This window comes from Clostridium sp. AF50-3 (assembly GCF_003477445.1).
GTDB lineage: Bacteria > Bacillota > Clostridia > Lachnospirales > Lachnospiraceae > Otoolea > Otoolea fessa.
This window is the reverse complement of sequence record NZ_QUDH01000013.1, coordinates 75,797-96,952: the sequence shown is the minus strand read 5'-3', so window position 1 is coordinate 96,952 and position 21,156 is coordinate 75,797. Positions and strand designations below refer to the sequence as shown.

26 protein-coding genes and 5 pseudogenes are annotated in these 21,156 nt (G+C 49.6%); 3 read left to right on the top strand and 28 right to left on the bottom strand.

What is annotated here, in order from left to right:
• The 10 genes and pseudogenes from DW085_RS13990 to DW085_RS13945 form a co-directional block, all read right to left on the bottom strand.
• The coding region (locus tag DW085_RS13990) for a relaxase/mobilization nuclease domain-containing protein (RefSeq protein ID WP_182430890.1) at positions 1-753 on the bottom strand (753 nt) is incomplete at its 3' end.
• Positions 725-1,123, bottom strand: coding sequence for a plasmid mobilization relaxosome protein MobC (gene mobC / locus DW085_RS13985; protein ID WP_181977609.1), 399 nt, complete (start codon positions 1,121-1,123; stop codon positions 725-727). The genes DW085_RS13990 and mobC, both read right to left, overlap by 29 nt.
• Before the next feature lie 573 nt (positions 1,124-1,696).
• The gene (locus DW085_RS13980; RefSeq protein ID WP_024738890.1) at positions 1,697-1,894 is read right to left on the bottom strand and encodes a hypothetical protein; all 198 of its coding nucleotides are present in this window, start codon (positions 1,892-1,894) and stop codon (positions 1,697-1,699) included.
• A gap of 80 nt (positions 1,895-1,974) precedes the next feature.
• Entirely contained in the window at positions 1,975-2,172 is a 198-nt protein-coding gene (locus DW085_RS13975; RefSeq protein WP_024738889.1) for a helix-turn-helix domain-containing protein, read from the bottom strand.
• Entirely contained in the window at positions 2,165-2,587 is a 423-nt protein-coding gene (locus DW085_RS13970) for a sigma factor-like helix-turn-helix DNA-binding protein (protein WP_024738888.1), read from the bottom strand. Before DW085_RS13970 ends, DW085_RS13975 begins: the two co-directional genes overlap by 8 nt.
• 165 nt (positions 2,588-2,752) lie before the next feature.
• The gene (locus tag DW085_RS13965; protein ID WP_024738887.1) at positions 2,753-3,196 is read right to left on the bottom strand and encodes a hypothetical protein; all 444 of its coding nucleotides are present in this window, start codon (positions 3,194-3,196) and stop codon (positions 2,753-2,755) included.
• A 3-nt stretch (positions 3,197-3,199) separates the two neighbouring features.
• Entirely contained in the window at positions 3,200-3,658 is a 459-nt protein-coding gene (locus DW085_RS13960) for a DUF1700 domain-containing protein (RefSeq protein ID WP_024738886.1), read from the bottom strand.
• A complete protein-coding gene (locus tag DW085_RS13955) occupies positions 3,655-4,014 on the bottom strand; it encodes a PadR family transcriptional regulator (RefSeq protein WP_024738885.1) in 360 nt (119 codons plus the stop codon). Before DW085_RS13955 ends, DW085_RS13960 begins: the two co-directional genes overlap by 4 nt.
• Before the next feature lie 179 nt (positions 4,015-4,193).
• Positions 4,194-4,322 (bottom strand): annotated as a pseudogene (locus DW085_RS13950) (Maff2 family protein); the annotation flags it as partial.
• A 219-nt stretch (positions 4,323-4,541) separates the two neighbouring features.
• Positions 4,542-4,784: pseudogene (locus DW085_RS13945) on the bottom strand (hypothetical protein); the annotation flags it as partial.
• A 159-nt stretch (positions 4,785-4,943) separates the two neighbouring features.
• Here DW085_RS13945 and DW085_RS13940 point away from each other — a divergent pair.
• The gene (locus DW085_RS13940; protein ID WP_117553120.1) at positions 4,944-5,423 is read left to right on the top strand and encodes a murein transglycosylase; all 480 of its coding nucleotides are present in this window, start codon (positions 4,944-4,946) and stop codon (positions 5,421-5,423) included.
• Between the two features lie 183 nt (positions 5,424-5,606).
• Here the strand turns inward: DW085_RS13940 and DW085_RS13935 are convergent, their stop codons facing one another.
• On the bottom strand, positions 5,607-5,885 hold the full coding sequence (locus DW085_RS13935) for a DUF6809 family protein (protein WP_117553121.1): 279 nt from the start codon (positions 5,883-5,885) through the stop codon (positions 5,607-5,609).
• A gap of 123 nt (positions 5,886-6,008) precedes the next feature.
• On the opposite strand from DW085_RS13935, the gene DW085_RS13930 reads away from it, so the two are divergent.
• Positions 6,009-6,215, top strand: a complete 207-nt coding sequence (locus DW085_RS13930) for a ribbon-helix-helix protein, CopG family (protein ID WP_117553122.1) — start codon at positions 6,009-6,011, stop codon at positions 6,213-6,215.
• Between the two features lie 67 nt (positions 6,216-6,282).
• Here DW085_RS13930 and DW085_RS20215 read toward each other — a convergent pair.
• The 8 genes and pseudogenes from DW085_RS20215 to DW085_RS13890 form a co-directional block, all read right to left on the bottom strand.
• Positions 6,283-7,931, bottom strand: a pseudogene (locus DW085_RS20215) (recombinase family protein).
• A 91-nt stretch (positions 7,932-8,022) separates the two neighbouring features.
• Positions 8,023-8,211, bottom strand: a complete 189-nt coding sequence (locus DW085_RS13920) for a hypothetical protein (RefSeq protein ID WP_117553124.1) — start codon at positions 8,209-8,211, stop codon at positions 8,023-8,025.
• Positions 8,212-8,487: 276 nt separating this feature from the next.
• Entirely contained in the window at positions 8,488-9,807 is a 1,320-nt protein-coding gene (locus DW085_RS13915) for a virulence-associated E family protein (protein WP_165870734.1), read from the bottom strand.
• A gap of 25 nt (positions 9,808-9,832) precedes the next feature.
• The gene (locus DW085_RS13910; RefSeq protein ID WP_199679559.1) at positions 9,833-10,459 is read right to left on the bottom strand and encodes a CHC2 zinc finger domain-containing protein; all 627 of its coding nucleotides are present in this window, start codon (positions 10,457-10,459) and stop codon (positions 9,833-9,835) included.
• Between the two features lie 39 nt (positions 10,460-10,498).
• Positions 10,499-11,728 carry a serine/arginine repetitive matrix protein 2 gene (locus DW085_RS13905; RefSeq protein WP_117553125.1) on the bottom strand — a complete coding sequence of 410 codons (1,230 nt, stop codon included), beginning with the start codon at positions 11,726-11,728 and terminating at the stop codon, positions 10,499-10,501.
• A gap of 167 nt (positions 11,729-11,895) precedes the next feature.
• Positions 11,896-12,144, bottom strand: a complete 249-nt coding sequence (locus tag DW085_RS13900) for a hypothetical protein (protein ID WP_118493246.1) — start codon at positions 12,142-12,144, stop codon at positions 11,896-11,898.
• Positions 12,141-12,446, bottom strand: a complete 306-nt coding sequence (locus tag DW085_RS13895; RefSeq protein ID WP_117553126.1) for a molecular chaperone — start codon at positions 12,444-12,446, stop codon at positions 12,141-12,143. The genes DW085_RS13900 and DW085_RS13895 overlap by 4 nt, the downstream gene beginning before the upstream one ends.
• Positions 12,430-12,723, bottom strand: coding sequence for a hypothetical protein (locus DW085_RS13890; protein ID WP_117553127.1), 294 nt, complete (start codon positions 12,721-12,723; stop codon positions 12,430-12,432). Before DW085_RS13890 ends, DW085_RS13895 begins: the two co-directional genes overlap by 17 nt.
• A 376-nt stretch (positions 12,724-13,099) precedes the next feature.
• On the opposite strand from DW085_RS13890, the gene DW085_RS13885 reads away from it, so the two are divergent.
• Positions 13,100-13,954: a helix-turn-helix transcriptional regulator gene (locus tag DW085_RS13885; protein WP_117553133.1), complete on the top strand. Its 855-nt coding sequence runs from the start codon at positions 13,100-13,102 to the stop codon at positions 13,952-13,954.
• A 62-nt stretch (positions 13,955-14,016) separates the two neighbouring features.
• Here DW085_RS13885 and DW085_RS13880 read toward each other — a convergent pair whose 3' ends face one another.
• The 9 genes and pseudogenes from DW085_RS13880 to DW085_RS13840 all read right to left on the bottom strand — a co-directional run bounded on the left by DW085_RS13880 (position 14,017) and on the right by DW085_RS13840 (position 21,085).
• Positions 14,017-14,208, bottom strand: a complete 192-nt coding sequence (locus tag DW085_RS13880; protein ID WP_117553128.1) for a hypothetical protein — start codon at positions 14,206-14,208, stop codon at positions 14,017-14,019.
• Entirely contained in the window at positions 14,205-14,594 is a 390-nt protein-coding gene (locus DW085_RS13875) for a TnpV protein (RefSeq protein ID WP_117553129.1), read from the bottom strand. The genes DW085_RS13880 and DW085_RS13875 overlap by 4 nt, the downstream gene beginning before the upstream one ends.
• 99 nt (positions 14,595-14,693) lie before the next feature.
• Positions 14,694-15,272, bottom strand: a pseudogene (locus DW085_RS13870) (TraG/TraD/VirD4 family protein); the annotation flags it as partial.
• 41 nt (positions 15,273-15,313) lie between these two features.
• Positions 15,314-15,472: a transposon-encoded TnpW family protein gene (locus DW085_RS13865; RefSeq protein WP_002596227.1), complete on the bottom strand. Its 159-nt coding sequence runs from the start codon at positions 15,470-15,472 to the stop codon at positions 15,314-15,316.
• Positions 15,473-15,614: 142 nt separating this feature from the next.
• Positions 15,615-17,484: pseudogene (locus DW085_RS13860) on the bottom strand (AAA family ATPase).
• Positions 17,481-18,977, bottom strand: coding sequence for a MobQ family relaxase (mobQ, locus tag DW085_RS13855; protein ID WP_118493242.1), 1,497 nt, complete (start codon positions 18,975-18,977; stop codon positions 17,481-17,483). Before mobQ ends, DW085_RS13860 begins: the two are co-directional and overlap by 4 nt.
• Positions 18,943-19,302 (bottom strand): DUF3847 domain-containing protein, encoded by a 360-nt coding sequence (locus tag DW085_RS13850; protein ID WP_118493240.1) that lies wholly within the window; start codon positions 19,300-19,302, stop codon positions 18,943-18,945. The genes mobQ and DW085_RS13850 overlap by 35 nt, the downstream gene beginning before the upstream one ends.
• Before the next feature lie 127 nt (positions 19,303-19,429).
• On the bottom strand, positions 19,430-19,954 hold the full coding sequence (locus tag DW085_RS13845; RefSeq protein ID WP_015516227.1) for a hypothetical protein: 525 nt from the start codon (positions 19,952-19,954) through the stop codon (positions 19,430-19,432).
• Between the two features lie 300 nt (positions 19,955-20,254).
• Positions 20,255-21,085, bottom strand: a complete 831-nt coding sequence (locus tag DW085_RS13840; protein ID WP_025483373.1) for a TraX family protein — start codon at positions 21,083-21,085, stop codon at positions 20,255-20,257.
• Positions 21,086-21,156: the final 71 nt, after the last annotated feature.

The window sequence follows — 21,156 nt, the reverse complement described above, 5'->3', positions numbered from 1 at the left end:
CAGCGCGGTGCGTATGGCCTGCCGCAATTTTTCCTTGTCTGTTTCAAACTTCGTGGGCTTGGCTGGCTGCTCCTCGGCTGGCAAGGCGGCAGCTTCCTTGTCCAGCTTTGCCTGCCCTTTCCGCTGCGCCCAATACTCACGCTCGGTAATGCGGTTTTTGCTGCCATGCAAAAGGTCGATTTGATAGAGATTTTCCCGGTGGCACATCTCCATGACCTCGGCTTTGAAGTATTCCATAGCAGCGTCCGTACAGCGGTGCTTGCACCCGGCACGGGTATCTGCCGGTCTGTCCATGTAGGGCAGTAAGGGTACTTCCTCGATACGCAGAGAATTGATAACAATGTGAACATGGATATTGCCGCTGTGGTTGTGTCCGTCCGGGTGGGTACAGACAATGGCTTGGTGTCCTGGGAAATGCTCGGCACAAAATTCCTCGCCCAATGCTTGCGCCCGGTCTACGGTCAAGCCGTTGTCCGCTGCGTCCCGTGGGTCAAAGGAAATGATATAGTGGTGGCTTTTCACATCTTCACGTTTTTGGTTCTTGCCGTATCGGAGATTTGCCCGCATACAGGCAACGGCAAAATCTTCCTCGCCGCAGTTCAGCGTGGCTATTCGGTAATCCTCCCGGAGTATGAGCCGCCCGGCTTCGTCAAGGGTGGGCTTCATGGTAAACTCGTCATGCTCAAAGGTTAGATACTGCTCGGCTGCACCGTAGTCCGCATTTTTAGAGCTGATATGCTTGAATGTTGCCAACAGCGTCACCTACCTTTCGCAAGACTTCAAACTTCAAGGCGGCAAGGTCGGAAATGGCGGCTCGCACTTCAACGGACAGCGTATTGTAGGGCGTTCCGTATTCGTTGAGGGCACGGGCGATCTGATTAAGGTTGCCGCCGATTTTTCCGTATTCGGCGGTCAGCCTGCCAACGGCGGACAACAGTTCATCATTGACCGGGGAAACGGTAACGATGGGGCGAATGGTCGCCCGTGTAATGGCTTGCCGGATAAATTCGGCTTGGCTCATGTCATAGTGTTTCAGCCGCTCGGTAAAGTCGGCGTATTCTTCCTCGGTCATGCGGGTTTTGACCACATGGCAGCGGTGGGGCGTGTTGTATTTTTTCTTCAAGCGTTGACCTCCTTTCTCGCCCGACAGGGCGCATGAGCAGGGTTTGGGGAAGGCACTCCCCAACAAGATTTACCAAAGGGGGCAAAACCGCAGATATGCGGATTTTGGCACCGTGGTAGAATCTTGCTCTTAGTAAGCCGCAGACTGCCTCTGTCCGGGCTTTTCCGTACATAGAGCGAACGGGGCGGGGCTTTCAGCCCGCTGTGCGCGGTCTTTTTCCCTTTCGCCAAAGATACATTTGAAAGGCCGTCAGCTACCCGCTGAACGGGGATTTTTCAAATTTTCTTTTGCCTTAGTAATCCGGGAAACAGGATTTTGGCAACCGGCGGGGCAGAGAAATTTTCCTTTCACTCCCTACAACACCGCGTTTTGAAATTTGCCAAACGGGGCAGGCAGCTTTTTCTGGCTTCACCTACCTACTACGGGTGGCTTTGCGATTTTGCCAAACGGACAACAAAAAAAGCAGCAAATCTTTTTCAGACTTACTGCTTTCGCTGGCCGCCGGTGACGGCTGGTATTCAGTTTAGTAAAAGGCTATCAGGCAAATGATGTTGAAAGTGATTTTGCGGTGTCTTAAAGCAGTTCCAACGCTCTTTTATACAGTGGGTCTAATTCACACCCGCAACTTCCACATTCCTCATCAGCCTGCTTAATTGCTGATATTAAAGATTCTTTATCAGATTTTCCGTCTAACCATTGTTGCGCGGGAATAGCTATTAAATCCCAACCGGATGCAACAAATTTTTGCATAATAGTTTTTAATTCTTCCATAGTGCGGCTCCTTTCAAGATAGCAACTGACAAATTTGCGGTTACTCTGATTTTACCATATCTACAGTGCAATGTCTATGCTTATCGGTCAAATCTGAACTTGAATAGCGCGGCAATTAGCTGTTGTTTCACATATTCCTCAACCTCGGCGTTGACCTGCCCGCGTACTTTGGAAAAGTAGCGGATATATCCGGCGTAGTGGGAAAGAACGGCGTTTACCGCGTCCGGGTCGCCCTCATGCGCTTTGACGATTGTTTCATAGGGGAGAAGTTTACTCATAGTCTTTCCCCTCCATGAGCCGCCGCAACCGTTTCAAAGCAAGCTGGATATGCCGCCCCGCTGTGCTGCGTGTCCGTCCGATATGTACGCCGATCACTCGCTGCGGCTGGCGCAGGAAGTAATAGCGGAAAATTTCTTCCTGTGTCTGCTCCGGCAAACGGGCAAGGGCGGCGGCAAGTTCCGCATGATACAAAACGGCGGTTTGGTCGCAGGCGGTAAAAAGATATTCTTCAAGCTGCTCCGGCTCGGCAAGCTGGACAAACTTCTCATTCATCAGATAGTCAAGGGAAACTTCCCGTTCCCACCTCCGGCGCAGATTCAAAATTTTATCTATGGCTGCGTGACGAATGACAATCTTGCAAAAGGCATTAAAGGTGTACTGGATATGGACTTTATAGGCTTCATCTTCGGTCATGGAAATTCCCCCTCTCTGATAATAGTGCGGGGCGGCAGCACTCCTTGCTGTCGCCCCTTGATTGCCTGCCAGCAAAGGCGGGCGGGGCTGTCAACGGCGGCGCGTATGCGCCGTTCATCTTGACCGTTGACTGGCTCGGCTGGCTTTGCTATTCCGTTATCTCTTTCAGTTATTGTCAAAGGAAATGTAGATAGTTAGACTATCGGGTATGTAGCTGATACTTAACCACTTTTTGTCGTTTGATAAAAGTGTCCCGATAGAAACATAGTTTTCTCCCTCGATTTCCTCTGACACATTTTCAATTACGGAAAAGCCTTCTTGGTTCAAAAGCTCCATATACTCGTTATAGTCGTTTTCGCTAATGCCGGTAAGGTTGATATTGCAATTCTCATGTTCTGTATCAAGTGTAGCCCATGCAACCGTACCAGGCGCAACAGGAAGCCCCTCTGTGTACTCATTCGCAGGCCAAACACCCTCGTCCAATTTTGTAACACTATTAGATTGCGTATTGTTCTCATTGCTTGTCGGTGTAGATGATGTATTTTGATTAGAACACGCAGCCAAAAAAATCATAACCATGATTGTGAATACAGAAATATACTTTTTCATTAGTTACCTCCTGTTTTTGTGTATGGTTCGGATAATTAACAAAACAGCAATAGCTGTTGCTGCAAACCCAATAGCCAAAAGGATTTGCGAAATATCAAAGGCAAACGCGCCCTCAATCTGTATATTTGTTGTCGCGTCTGCTTGTCCGATTGCTCCTTCTGGTACTTTTCCTGATTGCGTAACAGCATATACCGAAAAGGCGGCAACCGCGATAACAAGCGCAGCAAGAGTAGAAATGATACCGTTCCTTTTTTTCGATTTGGTGTTATCAATGCCAAACTGTTCTGCGGTGCTGTCTGCAAATTCTTTTGGCGTCCCCAAACGCTGGATAATCTGCTGCTCTGTTTCTCCATGCTCCATAGCAGACGCAAAAACTTCATTCAAGTCACGCACAACCTCTTTTTTCATTTTGCGTGGTAAAGATAGTTCCTTTTCAACCTGTTTGATATATTGTTCTTTCATTTGGACACCCTCGCTTGTTGATAACTTTCTATAAAGCCGTTTACGCAGTTTTCATAGCTTGACCAAAATAAGATTAGTTCATCAAGTACATTCCTGCCTTTATCCGTTAAAGAATAATACTTTTTTGAGCCGCCATTTGCCGCAGCCGGAGCCAATCGGCATTTGATTAGTTCTGCTTCCTGTAAACGATACAGAATGGGGTAAATGGTTCCCTCTTTCGCATATCCCAAAACAGACGCACTATTGTTCAATTCGGTTATAATTTCATATCCATAAGTTTCCTTGCGTCCGATTAGGCATAAGAGTATCATTTCCAGAGAGCCTTTTTTGAATTGCTGGACATATTTGCTATTCATATCGTCGCCTCTCTTTAGTTTCGCTATTTAGGTTCGCTAAGTAGCAACTATATTATATCTCTTCCGAGGTATCAGAGTCAATAGGCTTAACGAAAAAGTTACAAGGTGTGTGCGTAAGGTAATAACGGAATAGTGGGCTGCTGTCTATCAAATTCTTGTGTGTTACTTTATGGCACATGAGCATTTGCGCCGGGGTTGTCGTTGCCGTAACCTTCCAGCAGGTTGATAACGCCCCAGATACCGAGACCGGCACCGAGCGCGATAACGAGGGTCTGAAGAACGGTGATTGCCTGTTCAAAAAATGCCATATAGTTTGTTAGCCGGAATCTGATTAAAAATTAGGTTTGTCATGTTTCATAGGCATACAAAAGCCGGAACAATCTGCCGCCCAGTTTCCGGGGGCATGATTCCGGCTGTCCTCCTTTTTCATTATTTTTTCTTGCGATTGTCCGCTTTGTACGCCAATGGCCCGTAGAGGGCAGGTGCGGCGAATAGATAAGATCACTCCCTTCAAAAGCGGAACGAAGTTAAGCGCCCTTTGTGTCTACTTCATATACATCGCAGACCTCATTGGGCTTAAGTTTCAGCCTTGCGGACAGGAATGCTTCAATGTCAAAAGCGTTCTTGTCATCCGCGTCGGCAGTGTACTTGAAATTGGGGTGCTTGGTGATGTCGTACTTATCCGAAAGGAAAGGACGCACACCGCGCAGCTGGAGGATACACTTGCCGCCATCCATAACAGCAAGCTCATCCTGGCTCATCAGCTCTTTGCTATCTTGTCAAGTGGTAAATTCGGTTTTTTCGCATGTAAGAGGAAATACGTTGTAGATTGTTCATAGATATGTTAAACTTATTTCAACAACCAGATATGCTCCAATAAAGTAAAATCTTTGTAGGATTGAAAAACATTTGATTTCAGGAGGACGAATATGAAAGTAAATAAAGCGGTGGCAATATTGACATTATGCTCCTTGTTTTTTTGTGCGTGTTCCCAAAATACTTTAGATACAAACGCGAATGGAGAAAACACTGAATCTATTCAAGAACCAAAAGTAACTACAGAAAACATAAACAATAGCGAGACTGTTGAAATAACTGAAGATACATTGGCATCTTCGCCATTTAAAGTGCAAATCGATAAACCCACTTTAGAAATGGGAAAAGAAAAAGAAACAACTGTAATTATTACTGCGGACATAGAAAATTGGGATTATACTGTTTCTGCGGCAAATGGAACAATATCCGATTTATCCGCTATGTCTTTTACTTATACAGTTCCTAAAGATGAAAAAATAAGAGAAGATACAATTACCCTGACATTATCTGATTATGATAACGGCAAACAATATAAATACAGTATTCCTTTTATTTTTTCTAAGATTGATGAAAAAATGATTCTGGATAATTAAAAACAATCCGGGAAGAGATTATAAAAAAATCGTAACATTGAATCTTGCAAGGGAATTACACGTTACAGTGGAAGAATTATTTATACCGGAATAAAGAATCCATTACTCCCGGCTTTGAAATATTTTTTATTACAGACAGGAAAGGCAGCCGCTTCCCGCCCACGGCTGCCTTCCTCATTTCTTTTACCTGTCCTCAAGCACTTCCAATATAATCTTTGCCCCAAGCCGGAAACCGAAAATAAAGGTTTCTGCTGTCTCAAGCGGGAGTGCGTCAAGCTGCTCGTCCATAATCTCTATAAAGCGTTCGCTAAGCGGCGGGTTAAATGCTTTTAGCTGTTCGATGAAATCCTCATAGTGGCTGTAATGCTCCCGGCGCATTTTCTGGTATCCTTCCGTCCTGACATTGACCTGTTCGGCTGGGTAGATTTCCCCGTCATAAAGCTGTTCCAGTACACTTTTCATTTGTCCATCCTCCTTGTTTTGTATTATAGTTTTGTATTACATATTTGTATTCTATCATGTGATATATAAAAGTCAAGAAAAATCGTCTATAATGATTGCATATTTGTAATACGGAGGTGTAACATGGCGGATAAGTTTGTGGTAAGGCAGAAGAAGCCGGACAGAAAGGAAGATAAATCCGTAGTGATGACGCTTCGGATAGACAGGGAATTGCAGGAGGAATTTGATAAACTGTCAGCTAAAAGCGACCGCTCCCGCAATGAACTTATGTGCATGGCTCTGCGCTATGCGTTGGAACATCTGGAATTTATCCCGGAAGCCGGAGAATAAAAGCCCCGGCTTTTTCCATGCCCGAAAAAAAGACCCTTCTCCCGGAATGGAAGAAGGGCTGCTGTCATTATTGCGCCGCCGGTATTTCCCCGACAAAGTTATAGATGATTTTGACTTCCTGAACCTTTTCGCCATCAACCTTGTTTATCTCGCCTACCAGAATCCGGCTGATAAGGCGGTTCAGGACAGTTTCATCCAGTTCCTGAATCGCTGCGTACCGGCGGATTTCCCGGATAAAGCTTCGTACATCGTTTTCCTGTTCGTTGGAACGGTGCAGGAGAAGGGATAAATCCTTTATGCGGCTCTGGTTTTCCTCCTGCTCCTTTTCCATCGCCGCCGTCAGCTTTAAAAAACGCTGTTCTGACAGGATTCCTTTTGCCTTGTCGGTGTAGAGATTTAAAAACATTTCGTCAATCTCCTGATTCCGCTTTTCCAGCCGTTCCCGTTCCTTCTCCATTTCGGAAGCGTCCGACAAATACCTCCGTTCCATGCGGCTGCACAGCCGCCGGTAGAAAGCGTCTGCATCCTTCAGCGCCATTTCCGCCAATTCCTGAATATCCTTCAACACAAGGTTATACAAGTCCCTTGCTTCTATCTTGTGGCTGGTGCAGGCATCCTTCCCCAGCCGGTTATAGGTCTGGCAGATATAATACGCCTTGTCAATCGGTTCCCGTTCCTTACCGGTAAACCGGTTCTTCCCTGTCCTTCCGACCTTTTCATAGCGTGCCTGCATGGATTTGCCGCAGGTAGCGCAGTAAACCATACCGTGGAACAGGTTGTAAAAGGGGCAGGCGTTCCCCTGCATGATAGGAGGGCGGCGGTCAATCAGTTCCTGTACCTTCTCCCAATCTTCCGGGCTTACAATGGCTTCATGGCAGTCCTCTATGACCTCCCAATCCTTGCGGGGGATGGTGTCCACAGTGCCGGAGCGGATTCCTTTTTGGTGTGTCCGGCAAACCAGATGTGCGCCTTATAAAAAGGATTCCGCAGGATATGGCTGATTCTTGCGCTCCCCCACGAATAATAATTGACATCACAAGCCGTATTGCTTTTTACCCGTGTGATAGGGATTTTTTCCTCCATGAGCTGCTTTGCAATCCGCATACAGCCCCAGCCGTTTAAAGCAAGGTCATATATCTTTCGGATTGTGGGGGCGGTCTGAGGGTCAAGCACCAGATGCCCCCGGTCAGCCGGATCACGCATCAGACCGAGGGGCGGCTGACCTCCGCAAAACTTTCCCTGACGGGAGCGGGTCATGCGTCCAGCCAGCACCTTTTTGGAAATATCCCGGCTATACATATCATTCAGGATATTTTTAAAGGGCGTGATGTCCATTTCCTGACGGGTCAGGCTGTCCACGCCGTCCGTGACGGCAATATATCTTACATTGTGTTTTGGGAAAAAGACTTCGATATAGCCGCCCGCTTCAATATAGTTTCTGCCAAGCCTTGAAAGGTCTTTGGTAATGACGCAGCCAACCTTCCCGGCTTCGATGTCGGCAATCATGCGTTTAAACGAAGGGCGGTTGAAATTACGCCCCGTGTAGCCATCGTCCACATAGTATTCATAGGGGAGCAGACCGTTCTTTTCAGCATAATCTTTGAGCAGGAGCTTTTGGTTGGAAATGCTCATGCTCTCGTTTGCGTTGCCATCGTCAAGGGAAATCCTGCAATAGAGGGCGGTTACTTTTTTGACTATTTTTTTATTCCTGTTCATAGTGTTCTCCTTCTACGAACAGGGACACGATACTATTATAGTACCATGCCCCCGCCGTCCTTTCAACTGTTTTTCGCCGGATTTTAGCCTTTTAACTGGCTTTTTGCCCCATCCATTCCTCAAACCGTTCACAGGTCTGCCGCTCAATAAGCTGCTCAAAGGCTTGCTGCATGGTTTGGCTGCCTGCAAACTCACGGGAGACGATGAACCGGACGCCCCTGCGCTTCCGTTCCGGTTCCGGCGCCTTTGCCGGATAGCTGCTCTGCTTTGTTTCTGCCATAGGCATTTACCTCCATAAAATAACCCGGAGCGTTGCCGTCCGGGTGCTGCGTGCGGTCTGCCGGTTGGGTGGGAGCCTGACAACGAAGTCTGACAACGGGCGTTTAAAAACCCCGTACACAATCCCCGGCATACCGTTTCCTTTCCTGATTTCTTTTTTTCTGATTTTTTCGTTGCTTTCGTTGTCAGCAGGGAAAAATCCTTAAAATAAGCCGTTTGCAGGCTCTCCCCCTGACAACGGGGCTGACAACGGGGGCGGCAACCGGCTGACAACCGGCTACGCCTTTTCCCCTTGCAGCCATTCCTCCGGCAGCCCAAGCTGGACGGCTTCCTGTTCCGGTAAAAACTGGAAACCGGATTTTTCCTGACCTCCGTTGTCAGGCGCTGCCCGTTCCCATCCTTTCTGCCGGTGGTAAGGGGCAGGAAAATGTCTGGGATTTTCAAAAGCTTTCCAGCCTGCCGCATAATTCTTCATCACGGAATTGATGTCCCGGATTTCATACTGTTTCGGTTCCTCATAGGACGGATGCCCCAGCCCTTCATAGTAGATTTGCAGGGAGCAGACCATCTTTCCTCCATATCCGTCAAGGAAGTTTAAAATCCGGGCGGCAAACGTGTCCTCCGGCATGAATAATTTCTGATGTTCTTTCAGATACCGTTCCATGCCTGCGCTTAGTTTCAGCTTCCCTTCTCCCCGCCGGTACACCTCCATGACCTCCGCCCACATCTGGCTGACATAAGCCCTCGAAGCCGGTTCATCCTCCAAAATGTGAACCTCTGCTGTTTCCGCCTGCACCAGAACAGGCAGAAACCGGCGGTTGCCGGTACGGTCAAGGGGCAGGAAATCCGGCGTGTTGGAAGTACCGGCAAAGACGCACTGGCGCTTATGGTCTTTCGGATGGACTTCATAAGGAGCCTTATAGGTTTCCTTCTGGCGGCTTAAAAAAGCCTTGATGTCCTCAATGCTCTTTGCGTTTGCGGTAGCAATCATTTCTGACATTTCAATAATCCAGTGTCCTTGCAGCTTGCGGTAGATATTATCATCATCGAGCCTGCGTAAATCATCGGAGAACCACTCGTCCCGGACGGCAAGGAACCGGAAAAAGGTGGATTTTCCGGCTCCCTGACCGCCCACCAGACAGAGCATGACCTCAAACTTTGTGCCGGGCTTGAATACCCGTGTGATAGCTCCCAGCATGAACAGCAGGAGAACCTCATAGTTATAATCGCTTATCTCTGCGCCGAGGAACCGGTGTAAAGCGAAGCGCACCCGCTCTGTCCCGTCCCATGAAAGGCTGTTTAAATAATCCCGGATGGGATGGTAGCGGTATTCATTGGCGGCGACCTTGATTGCCCCTTCAATCCGCTTTTCCGATGTCAGTCCATAGTGTTCTTCCAGATACAAAACCAGATACTGGATGTCCACATCCGTCAGCCGGTTCCCGTCCCGATACCAGCCGAGGGGCTTCACAATATCCACCTGATCGGTCAGTAAGTTGTTGCTGAACGCCCCTTTTAAGAGCGGGTCATGGAGGAACACTGTCCGGTAGTTCCCCGGCGTGTTTGCAGTCTGCCCCTTCTGGGTCACTTCCAGCATATCCCGGACTTCGGATACCGTTTTGTCACCGACAAGGCTGTCGGCTGCGGCTTGCAGTGCATTCCTTGTGGCTGCCGGTAAGCTCTGATATTCTTTTTCCAATCAGTTCCACCTCCTTCCCATGCCCGATGATAATATCGGCTTTTTCCTCCGCCCCGCCGGTAAGCAGCGTGTCCAGCAGATACCCTATATACTCCTGTTTCTGCAAGGCTTCTACAAACAGCGGGTGCCATGCGTCCCCCGGCGATTTGGGGGCGTGTTCCGTTCTCCATCTCCCCAGCAGATGGTAATAATCGCTAAGCACCCGGAAGCATTTCTGCTCCGCCTGCAAGAAGCGAAGCTCCGCCGGTATGCTCCGTTTTACAGGCTTTGGCGAAGGTCTGCCCCGGTTGTCATAGGGGATTCCAAAATCCGCAGCCAGCCGTTTTGCCGCTTCCACGCCGGACAGGTCAAAGAGCCTTGCCGCAAAATCAATCACATCGCCGTCTGCCTGACAGCCGAAGCAGTGGAAGCGTCTGTCCGCTTTCAGGCTGGGCGTTTTATCTTTGTGGAAGGGGCAGCACGCCATGCCGTTCCTTCCTACATGGATTCCATAATGCTCCGCAGCCTGCCTTGTGGTGACAGCCTGCTTTACCGCTTCAAATACATCCAAACGCAATCCTCCTTCCAATCTCCATAAGGGGAAAATCTCCTACCGTTCCATATCCGGCTTTTTCCGTTCCGGTCTGCGGCGCATATCTTCCCGTCTTTCCATTTCCTCCTGCGCTTTTTTTAGCTGCTCCCGGATGGATTCCCTTGCTTTTTCCTTGATTCTTTCCTTGCCTGCCCGTTTGGTTTCCGGCTGCATAAGCGCTTTTTGGATTTTGGCAAAGGCGGTCTGCATCGTATTTTTTATTTTCCCAATCACCCCATCCAGACGGGCAGCGGCGTATTCCCGCTCTTTTTGCGGGGCTTTCCGTTCCGGGGAAAGAACCCACTTTTTCGATTCCTCCACCAGCCGGATGTCCTCCTTATGGGTTTCCAGCCGGACGGCATCCGCCACGACCTCCACCGCCTTGTCATAGGCGGCATCGGAAACATCGTCCAGAAGCGTCTCCACATCCTCAATTTTCAATGTCAGTTCTTCCAGCTTCTGCTCCTGCGCCGCCAGCTTTTCCTTCTGCTTCATCAGGATATAGTCCTGCTTTTCCAGATACTCCCGTCCCCCATAGGACGGCTCCTGCTCCAGATGGACGCCATGCCGCCTGCTGATGTCAAAGAGCATGGTGCGGCAGACGGAATCAAAGGTCTGCTTGCGGTTGTTATGCTTGCCTTTTGGCTTATCCGGGTCAGGCAGGGGAATCCCCAGTTCCTCCAGCGCCTTTTCCTGCTGGGGACATAATTCGCCGTACCGGTTCTGGCAGTCGAATACATGGCGTTCGTGGATATGGGGCGTACCCTCATCCAGATGAAGCGCCCAGTTGAGGAGATGGACATGAGCGCCGAAACGCCGCTCAAACTCCCCGTAAAATTCATTTACAATCTGAAATAACACCTCTGGCGGGACGGATTCCTCCACCGTCCCAATCTGGTAGATGGTTTCCTCCGGGCAGGTCTTGCTGTTCTTTAACAAATCGCCCACAGTGCGGTTGCGCTCCGTGTGCCGGGTCTTTTCATTCCTTGCGTTCTGGGCATCCACAAAATCGGAATAATGCTCCGTGTAATACATCCGCTCAACCTGTTCAAAGCTGCAATCCGGCTGGGAGGAATCCTCCCGGCTCCCGGCTGTCGTGTAGCCCCGGTAACAGTCCCAATAGATATTTTTCTTTGCCCGTTCCGAATCAATATGCTCGCTGTTTCCCACATCGAAGCGCCGGTCATTGTGGCGGGGATTATAAGTGCCGTTCTTGCCGGAACGCCCATTGTGCCGTGTCAGTTTCAAGTTTGCATCCTCCTTCCTGTTTGAAGATTTCCCCCGTGAGGGGGAGGGCTGCGAAGCTGCCGAACCTGAGTGATTTTGCGTCAGGTAATACCCAGTACGAGTTGACGCAAGCATCAACTCTAGCTGGGCAAGGCGTTTCACCCTTGACCCGATGGGGCTTGCCGCCCTCAACCCGCCAAGGCGCTTCGCCCTTGACCCGATGGGGCTGCCGCCCTCAACCTGCCAAGCGCTTCGCCCTTGACCCGATAAGGGCTTGCCGCCCTTAACCCGCCGCCGCATGACAGCCCGGAAAATGCCCCCGGAACGGGCATTTTCGCCGTCCGGGGCTTTCCTGATGTCTGATACCGGCTAATCATCCCGCAGGAAAAACGCCGGTTCCACACCCGCTGTTTTGACCGAAAACGCTCCCAAATCATGCTGTTTTCTTTCCTACTGTTACGGGCTGGAAGCCATGTTCCTTTGCATAAGCCCTTGCCGCCGCCCGCCGTTCTTCACTGTATGGCGGCACCAGCCGGATGGACAGACGGGATTTATCCAGAACATAGGTCACGCTTCCTTCCGGCGTGGCTCTTTCCATGCGGCACAGGAGCGGATATTTTTGGGAGAACTCCGCCAGCCGCCGCTTTAAATCCGCATTGAATGTATAAATGGTGGCTTCCTGTTCGGCTTCGTTGAAATTCACAATCGTTTCCTTCTCATACTTAGACGGCTTCCTCATACATTCCCTCCTCATAATCAGTGCTGGCTTCCACGACCCGCAGGCAGCGTTTGCAGCGGAAGTAACCGTCCATTTCCATGCGGAGGTGGCGGTAAAAATCGGGGAACCATTCTTCACCGGCTTCCTGCTCAATTTTGCGTGTAAGCCCCAAAAGCCAGTGCTTCGCTTCCGGGTCAACCGTCAGTGAAACCAGCAGCTTAAACCGTGTCACCGTGTTTTTATGGCTGGGGCAGCCAAACACATACAACGCCTTCTTTTCTTTGATATTTAATTTCATTCTGCACCTCATTCTTTCTGGGGCTTTGCCCCGGTGTGAAAGGGCATCCGTCTCCCGGATTCCCTTTTGTGTCAACCAGTTTCATTTGCCGTTTTCCTGCAAGCCGTTCCTGCCCGGAGGTTCTCTCCCGGCGTATCGTCCCTGTTGGTGCGCTCCTGTCATGGCGGCACTTCCCCCAGAGCCATATCCGCTTGCAGCCGGTCATTCTGTTTTCAATGTTCCTTCTGACCTCTCCATCTTATCGAAAAAAAGCGGCTTTCCCCGTATGTCCAAGACGATGGAAAAATCCGCAGAAACCGGATATTTCCACGCTTATGGAAATCGTGGTATAATCCTTGTATCAGCGGATTTTAAAGAAGAAAGGGGATTGATTTTTATGTATGTGAAGCTATCCATACCGGAACGGCTAAAGGATTTAAGGGTGGTAGACAAGCACCTGACCTTAGAGCAGCTTGCAAATGAAACCGGACTGTCCCGGTCTGCCCTTGCAAAATACGAGGGAGACGGTTATAAGGACATCAGCCCGTTTGCCATTGCAACGCTGGCTGATTTTTACGGCGTGTCTGCCGATTACCTGATGGGGCTGACGGAAAACAAGGAGATCCCGAACATAGAAGTCCAGTCGCTGCACTTAAACGACAGCATGATAGAGCTTTTAAAAAGCGGAAGAATCAACAACCGGCTGCTCTGCGAGATTGCCACCCATGAGGATTTTCCACGGCTCCTGACAGACATTACTATCATCGTTGACCGCATCGCCGGTATGCGTGTCAACCAGCTCAACATGGACTTAGAAGCAGCCCGCCAGACGGTCATGGAAACCTATGCGCCGGGGGAGGATGACCTTTATATGCGTACCCTTGAAGTGGCACAGGTGGACAGTGACGATTATTTCAACCACATCGTCCACAAAGACCTTGACCGGATTGTAAAGGACATCCAGACGGCGCACACAAGCGACACCACAACCGCCGATGAACGGCAGCCCACGGTAGCGGAGATACAGAGGAAGTTTGCACAGCTTATCCAGACAGGAACCAGCGGAGAAGAAGCCTTTATTCAGGTATTCTGCGACCAGATGGAAATCCCTTATGATAAGATAACCTCTGAGGAATTTACCTCTTTTTTAGGGATTCTGGGGAAATCCAAACACGCAAGGAAGTTCCAGAGTATGCGGGGGAAGGGCAGCCCTATCCCGCCCACATGGAACGGCGGCAGGAAGCGGCGATAAAAAAGCCACCCGCCGGATTGACCGGTGAATGGCTTTCAATGTGAAGATTTTTTATTTTATGGTTAAAAGGATTTCCTGCCCCTGATATATGGCAGATATATTTCCATCACGGAATCGGTGACGCCGTTTTGGTAAACCTTGCGGATGTCCGTAACCGTCCCCGCCGGCGCCTGCTCCAAGTAGGCGAGAAGCTCCGTCCTGCCGTTTACAAAGTGGCAATGCTGACCTTCCATGCGCTCAATGCGGTATTTCATAGCGGCTCCTTTCCGTACACAAGTTCCGATAAGATAATTTCCTCCGCCCGGTTCCGTATGCTGTTCATGTGCTGCACCCATGCAAGCTGGTCACTGGCTTTTAATGCTTCCGTCACGCCCTCCGCAGCTTTCATCTGTATGATAATTAGCTCCAAGCGTTCCTGCGCCTGTTCGTTCAGGTCAGCAAGATACGTCCAAAGATTTCCCGAAAGCAAAAGGCTTAAATAGAGGGCGGGGCGGGCTTCTTCCAGATAGGCTTTGTGCAGCCGTCCCCAGCGCCCGATAGGGCGGGATTCCTCCGTCAGCCGTAAAGCGGGGATATAGTAGTCACCGGCGAGAACATAATCTATGCCGTTCTCCGTGATTCTTTTGGGTAGTTTTTCCATGTGACGACCTCCTGTATTCAATTTTCAGAATCCAGTTGATCGTGTCCCTGTCCGTGTGAAATTCAAGGCAACTGAACTCTTCACAAACAAGTATGTCATATCTTTCCCCAATTTTTGATAGTTGAGAGAGTGGGAAGTTTCCCGCCCACGGCTCTCTCCGGTGTTGTAGGTGTCGATGGTTTCCTTTCCCAGCACGGCAGCCAGCTCCTTGAGGGTGGTTGGCTCCTTACCGCCCAGGAAGATGGAAGTATCCATGTTGCCGATGATGGTATCTGCGTTATCCTTATAGATCGCCTTCAGCTGACTCTGTGCCTGCAACACCAGACAGGCGGAAATCTCACGGCTTCGGATGGTGGCAACCAGCTTTTCCAGCTTGGGGATCTGGCCGATGTTGGCGCACTCGTCAATGAGACAGCGCACATGGACCGGGAGCCTGCCGCCATACACATCGTCGGCTTTTTCACAGAGCAGGTTGAAAAGTTGGGTATAACACATGGATATAAGGAAATTAAAGCTGTCATCAGTGTCACTCATGATGAGGAACAGGGCAGTTTTCCTGTCTCCCAGAGTGTCCAGCTCCAGCTCATCATAAGCCGTGACCTCACGCAGCTCTGCAATGTCGAACACGGCAAGACGCGCACCACAGGAAATCAGGATCGACTTGGCTGTTTTTCCAGAGACAAATTGTCAAGGACTTTTTCATCAAATTCAAAAAGAAGTCACATTTTGCGGACTTCTTCACGGAGCATACGCTTGATTTTGTCCTCCATCGTCTCCTTGGCGGTCTCGCTGAAATGGACACGGACGATATAGGTGGTCTTGCCAATCTGCTTTCTGACAGTCGGGCAAGTGGCGGTGTTGGTTGCGGTATTGTTCATTCAAAATCCTCCTGTAAATGAAAAATGCCCGGTGACTGTTCATCATCGGGCGATGTCGGTATGAGGGAACAAGGCAAGGCGGCAACATTAAGGTATCTATAAAAACCTTGCCGTCTTTGCCACGCTTGCCGTGTTCCTGTTGTCAGTCTCGGAGATAGCAGACCCATGCCGTGCCGTCTTTCTCGGTCACAAGCCTGTCCCCGATACGGCTCTTTGCCGTTCTCATGGTGCGTGAGGAAATCCCACGCTCATTGACCGTCTTTTCCAGCTCTGCACTTGGCATACGCTTTCCATCTGCCAGCAGTTCCAGAATGAGCATTTGCGCTTGTGCGGTCTTGCTCTCGGTCTTGGCGGTGTCTGTCCCGGCAAGAAGCTCGTCAGCGGTAATGTCATAAGCTCCTATCCATTCAAAGCCTTTCTCGTCTCCCAGAGAAAAGGCAAGGGACTGTCCGGGCGGCGCAAGGGAGCTTTTCTCATGGATAAGCACCCTCGTTGTGGGGCTGTCCTTCAGCTTGCCGATAAAAAGCAGACTGCGGACTGCCGCCGTAATGTCGATAGACCCTAATCCCCGATAGGTGCTTTGCGTTCCTGCGGCTTTGTTCAGGTGTCCGATCAGCACGATAGCGCATCCGGTAGCCTGTGCAATGTCTCCCAGACTACGGAAGATGGGACGGACTTCATTTGCCCGGTTCATGTCCACATCTGCGCCCAGAAACGCCTGCATCGGGTCAATGATAACCAGCCTTGCGTTGTTCTCTCGGATTGCTCTTGCGATGCGCTCATCAGCAAGGGTCAGCGGCGTGTCTCTATCGTCAATAACAAGCACTCGTTCAAGGTCTGCGTCAGCTTCCATCAGCCGGGGCTTAACGGTATCGCCCAGACCGTCCTCGGCGGTCTGATAGATGATATTGAAAGGCTCAAGTGTCTCCATACCGGGTAAGGGCTTTCGGTTGGTGCAAGCCGCCGCAAGTCGCATGGCAAAGTAGGTCTTGCCCTCGCCGGGGTTGCCTGTATGATGGTCAGCTTTCCAAAGGGGATATAGGGAAACCATAGCCATTCCACGCTCGTCAGCTCCACATCTGCCATGCGGAGCATGGGAACAGGCTGGGCGGTGGGCAGCTCTCGCAGCGTGATTGTTTCGGCTATGAATTTGTGGCTCGGAATGTCCTTTTGCTGACGGAGAACATCGTTCCAGTCTTTCCTTGCCGGGACAAGGCGCATGACGGCGATCTTGCCGGGAATGGACTGTGCCAGTCGGGTACAGGCTTCGCTTCCTGCGGTGTCGCTGTCAAGGCAGAGGAACACTTTTCGGGTGTCCTTGCGTTCAGAAAGAAAACGGTCAAGAGCTTTGCCCGAAACGCCGCCCAGGGCAAGATAATTTCTTGTCTGCCAATCCTGCGGATAAAGGCAGATAAAGGACAAAAGGTCAATCGGCGCTTCAAAAACAAAAAGCTGGTTGCCGTTTCCCTCATAGCGGAACGGATAGGACTTGTCAGACCCGGTAATATCCTGTCTGAATGTGTCTGCCGTCCCTCGCACATGGGCGTATCTCGGTGTGCCGCTTCGGTCTCTGCCGACAAAGACAACATTGTGCCGCTTTGCGTCCTCGTAAATATCCCCGGAAAGAAGAAAAGCCTCAACAAGCGTTTTGTTGAGACCTCGGCTTTCGCAAAGATATTGAATTGCTCTGTCGGCTGTTCGGTTGTGTAGCGGCAAGTGAAACTCTGTGGGCGGTGCTGTGGTAGCTTCGGTCTGTCCCTCGCCGTTTTCGCCTGTCAACATCTGGACGGCTTCGGGAAAGGACTTGCCGTAAACTCCATGACAAAATCAATGGGATAGCCGCCCTTGCTCTGGCTGTGGCGAAACCACTTGTTACCCCGGACGGTCAGACTGTCATGTTCTTTCCAGCGGTATTCTCGTCCGCTTTTTATCAGTGTCTCTCCCTGTGTGCGGAGAAAATCTTCCAGACTGACGGCATTTGCCCGGTCAATCTGTGCTTGGGTGTAATTCATCGGGATAGTTCCTCCTTTTTCTGTCGTGTTTGGGGTCGATTTTGGAGCTTTTGTTCCTCTGTACGCTCGTTAAATCGGGCGGCAGTATCTACGCATGACTTGACCTTCCAAAGGCGGTGTAAATCGTCTCTGACAGCCTTAAACTCGCCATAGGTGGTTTCGTGCGCCTGTTCCAGCTCGTCATACTCGTCGGACAGCTTTTTCATATCCACCTTGCCGTCCGGGAACTCCCCGGTCAGCTTTCGTCTGGCGGCGTAGAACTGTATCAGTTCCGCTTCATGCTCTGCCTTGTACTTGGCTCTGGGCTTCTCAAACTTGATTTTCTGCAAGCCGTCATAGACAGGCTTCAAGCTCTGGAAAGCAGCGGAGCTGTCATAGAGCTGCTTAATTGCTTTCATTCGGGCAGTCTGTTCGTCCAGCGTTTTCTTCAAGCTCTCTGTGGCAGCACTGTGTTCGCTGACACGGCTTTCCAAATCTTCAAGGGAGTAAATGCCGTTTGCCCGGAGATAATTGAAAGTCTCGTTCATCTCCTTTAGGTTGCTGATTTTACCTTTCTGGGAATACGCCCCGGCGTTGCGGCTGGTGTAATAGGCGTTCAGCAGAGAAACAAGGTCGGGTGCCTGCGGCTTGGCAAGCTCTGCTTTTGCTTCGGCAATCCAATCGAACAGGAGAGCGATTTTCTTCTTGATGTCCCGGATCACGGCATTGGTTGCCTTGATCCAGCGGTTGAACTCGCCCTTCTCGGTGCGTATGCCTTTCTTCTCCATTGCCCGGACAGTTGCGCCCTCGTGGACAGTTGGAAGAAACTCCACGCCCTGACGCTCATAGCTTCGGTGGTCGATACGAACGTCAAGCCCCTTTTCCGCAAACTTGGCGTTGCATAGCTCCGCCCATGTCTGCCGCCAGTATTCCAGCGTTTCGGGACTGCCCCAGTCGGTAGTGGGAACGGCGTTGAACACAAACTTTCCGTCTGCGTCTCGGATGCGGTTGCCGTCCTCGTCCAGCTCATACACCCGGCGTTGCTTTAGTCCCCATTTGCCGTTCTGCTCGATGGGGCGGATGGGGCAAAGCACATGAAAATGCGGGTTTGGTATGCCGCCGTCCTCCCGGTCTGGCTGGTGTACGGCGAAGTCAACCACCATGCCACGGCTCACAAAGTTCTCCAATAAAAATCGCCTTGCAAGAGCGATGTTTTCCTCAAGGGAAAATTCATTCTGCAAGGCAATGTCAAAGCTGTATGCAAGCTGGGCGTTCTTTCCACGCTCGGCTTTTTCCACGGCGTTCCATAGGGTCTGACGGTCTGCGTATTCTGGCGGTGCATGGGACGGCAGGAGAATGTCGGAGCAGATCACGCCGCCCTTGCGGGTGTAGTCGCTGTATTCGCCGTAATACTCGCTATACAATCGCTCCCCGGCACGGTAGGCAGCAGAAGCGATAGCGGACTGTCCTGCGCTTCGCTTAGTCTGCGTGACGCTCAGATGAAATAGTGCCATCGGCTTTCAACTCCTTTTCTCTGTTTGCTTGGCTGATGTGGGTAATCGTCATGTGACGGACGGCTCGCTGGACTTCGGACAAAGAAAAGATTTGTTCCATCAGCTCTGTCATTTCGGTGCGTGTGAGATCTTTGACCTCCGGGGCAAGGCTCTCAACCGTGCCGCCCAGATTGCAAAGGCGGTGGGTGCGCTTGGTGCGTTCGCCTTTCTCCAGATACTTCTTTCTGTTCTCCAGACGCTCCAGCTTGTGCTGTTCCTGTGCAAGCTGCGTCTCGGCTCGTTCCTTTTCGGCTCGGAGCTGTTCAAGGTTTTTCGGTTTTGCCATTTTTCGTGACCTCCTTTTTTGAAAATGGGGATAAAAAAAGACCGTCAACTTTTCGCAGATTGCGACCAGTCAACGGTCAGTTTTTCGGTATTCAGTTGTTGTGTTCAGTTCGGTATATTGAAGTTGGTCAAAGTTGTTGGCGAAGATATTCCACAACATTTCCATTCGTATCATAGAAACAGATGTTTCCTACATTGAGGGGCAGGACAATGGCGAAAGGCTTGCCACTATCAATATCAATCACCTGAATGCCGTTGCCATCATCTACTTCAAGTCGAACAATATTTTGGGTATTCATTGAGATAAATGCCCTTTCGTTATTTCCCTCAACAACAAACTCTGCAATGTAATCATCAACCTCAACTATATCTCCACCACCACGGAAGAAATATCCAAAAGACAAGCCAGGGCGATTTACATAGACAGAAAAAGTGTGGTCTGTCTTGTCCTGTGGGTAAGAAATAAATGCAGCCATTGTGTCGGAAATGCTTCCATCAACAATCCAATCATCCAAAATTTTTTGAGATTGGCGAATGTCTGCTTCTAAACTGTTTGCGGTTTTACCAATGTCATTGTTTGCATAAAGGAAACCGAAAACCAACACACAAGCCAAAATAACACCCAAGAGGATTATGGGTAATTTCTTTTTCATAGAATCACACTCCTTTATCAAATTAAGATTCTTGATTTTCAAACTTGCTGGCGGCGAACGGTTTGTCAAAACCGTTTGCGGACGGCAAGTCCACAGGGGATAGCCGCTTTAGCGGCGCAAGGGGGTGTAGCCACCTTGACGGAACGAAGTGACGCAACATTCTCGGTCATGCAGTTTTCTTCTGCTGACGGAGAATGAAGCTCCGCAGGACGCACTACTCTCGACAGAGAGTATAGAAGTGCGCCCTTTAGTTCCTAAAGGGGTTTGCTCCGGCTTAATTTCTCGACAAACTGCAATTAGTCATTTCAGTAAGTATTTTCCGAGTCCTATCTGAATCAAATATAGGACAAGGATATGTGCTGGATAAAAAACATAGAAGAAGTATTTTAGCTTCAGTTTACCACGCTTTCCGTTGTATAGCAGAATAAGCAAGCAGGCAAGAAGCGTACATAAAGGCGGTTGATTCCCCGTTGTCCCCATGTAAGCCAAAAGGAACAGCAACACTTGATAGATTCGGTGATTACGGCAAATATAAAATGCTGATATGAATAAGATCCCCTGCATACCGTAGTCACAATGGATTCCTTCCGCAATGCCGGAAAAAAGCACTACACTGAGAACTTGCAGGACTGCTGATTTTATTCTATCCACCGGTAGGTCTGATTTACACGAAAATCTTTCAAGGCATACCAATGTCAATAAGCCTAAAAACAAGGTGAAAAATACATTTTGATACTTCAAGTAAAACGGAAATGTATCTTCCATTCGTGAATACGCACTAAAGAAACCTATGTCAAATGGAACTTCCGAAATAAGGGCAAATGCAAGCATCAACCCAATATAGCGTTTTTTACTTCTTGTGTGTTGGAATCCTTCTGCCAGCAAAAAACAGAATAGCGGAAAAGCAATCGTCCCAATGCTTTGCAAATCAAACCGTATGAAATAATCTATCTCTCGGAATCTCTCCCACGACATTTGCCCGTTATCTGCCATAGCCCCCCAGTAGTTTGATAGCAGCCATTGCAGCACAATTTTACATAGATGGTCAATAAGCATTGTCAGTACAGCAATAACCTTTAGCGAATTTCCTGAGAGAAATTGAATGCGATTTATTTTCCTATCAAGGCTCATAAAGCAACCTCCTACCAACTTCCAATTCTACGATTTTTCGCATTCAAATTATACCATAAAACTCGTGAACA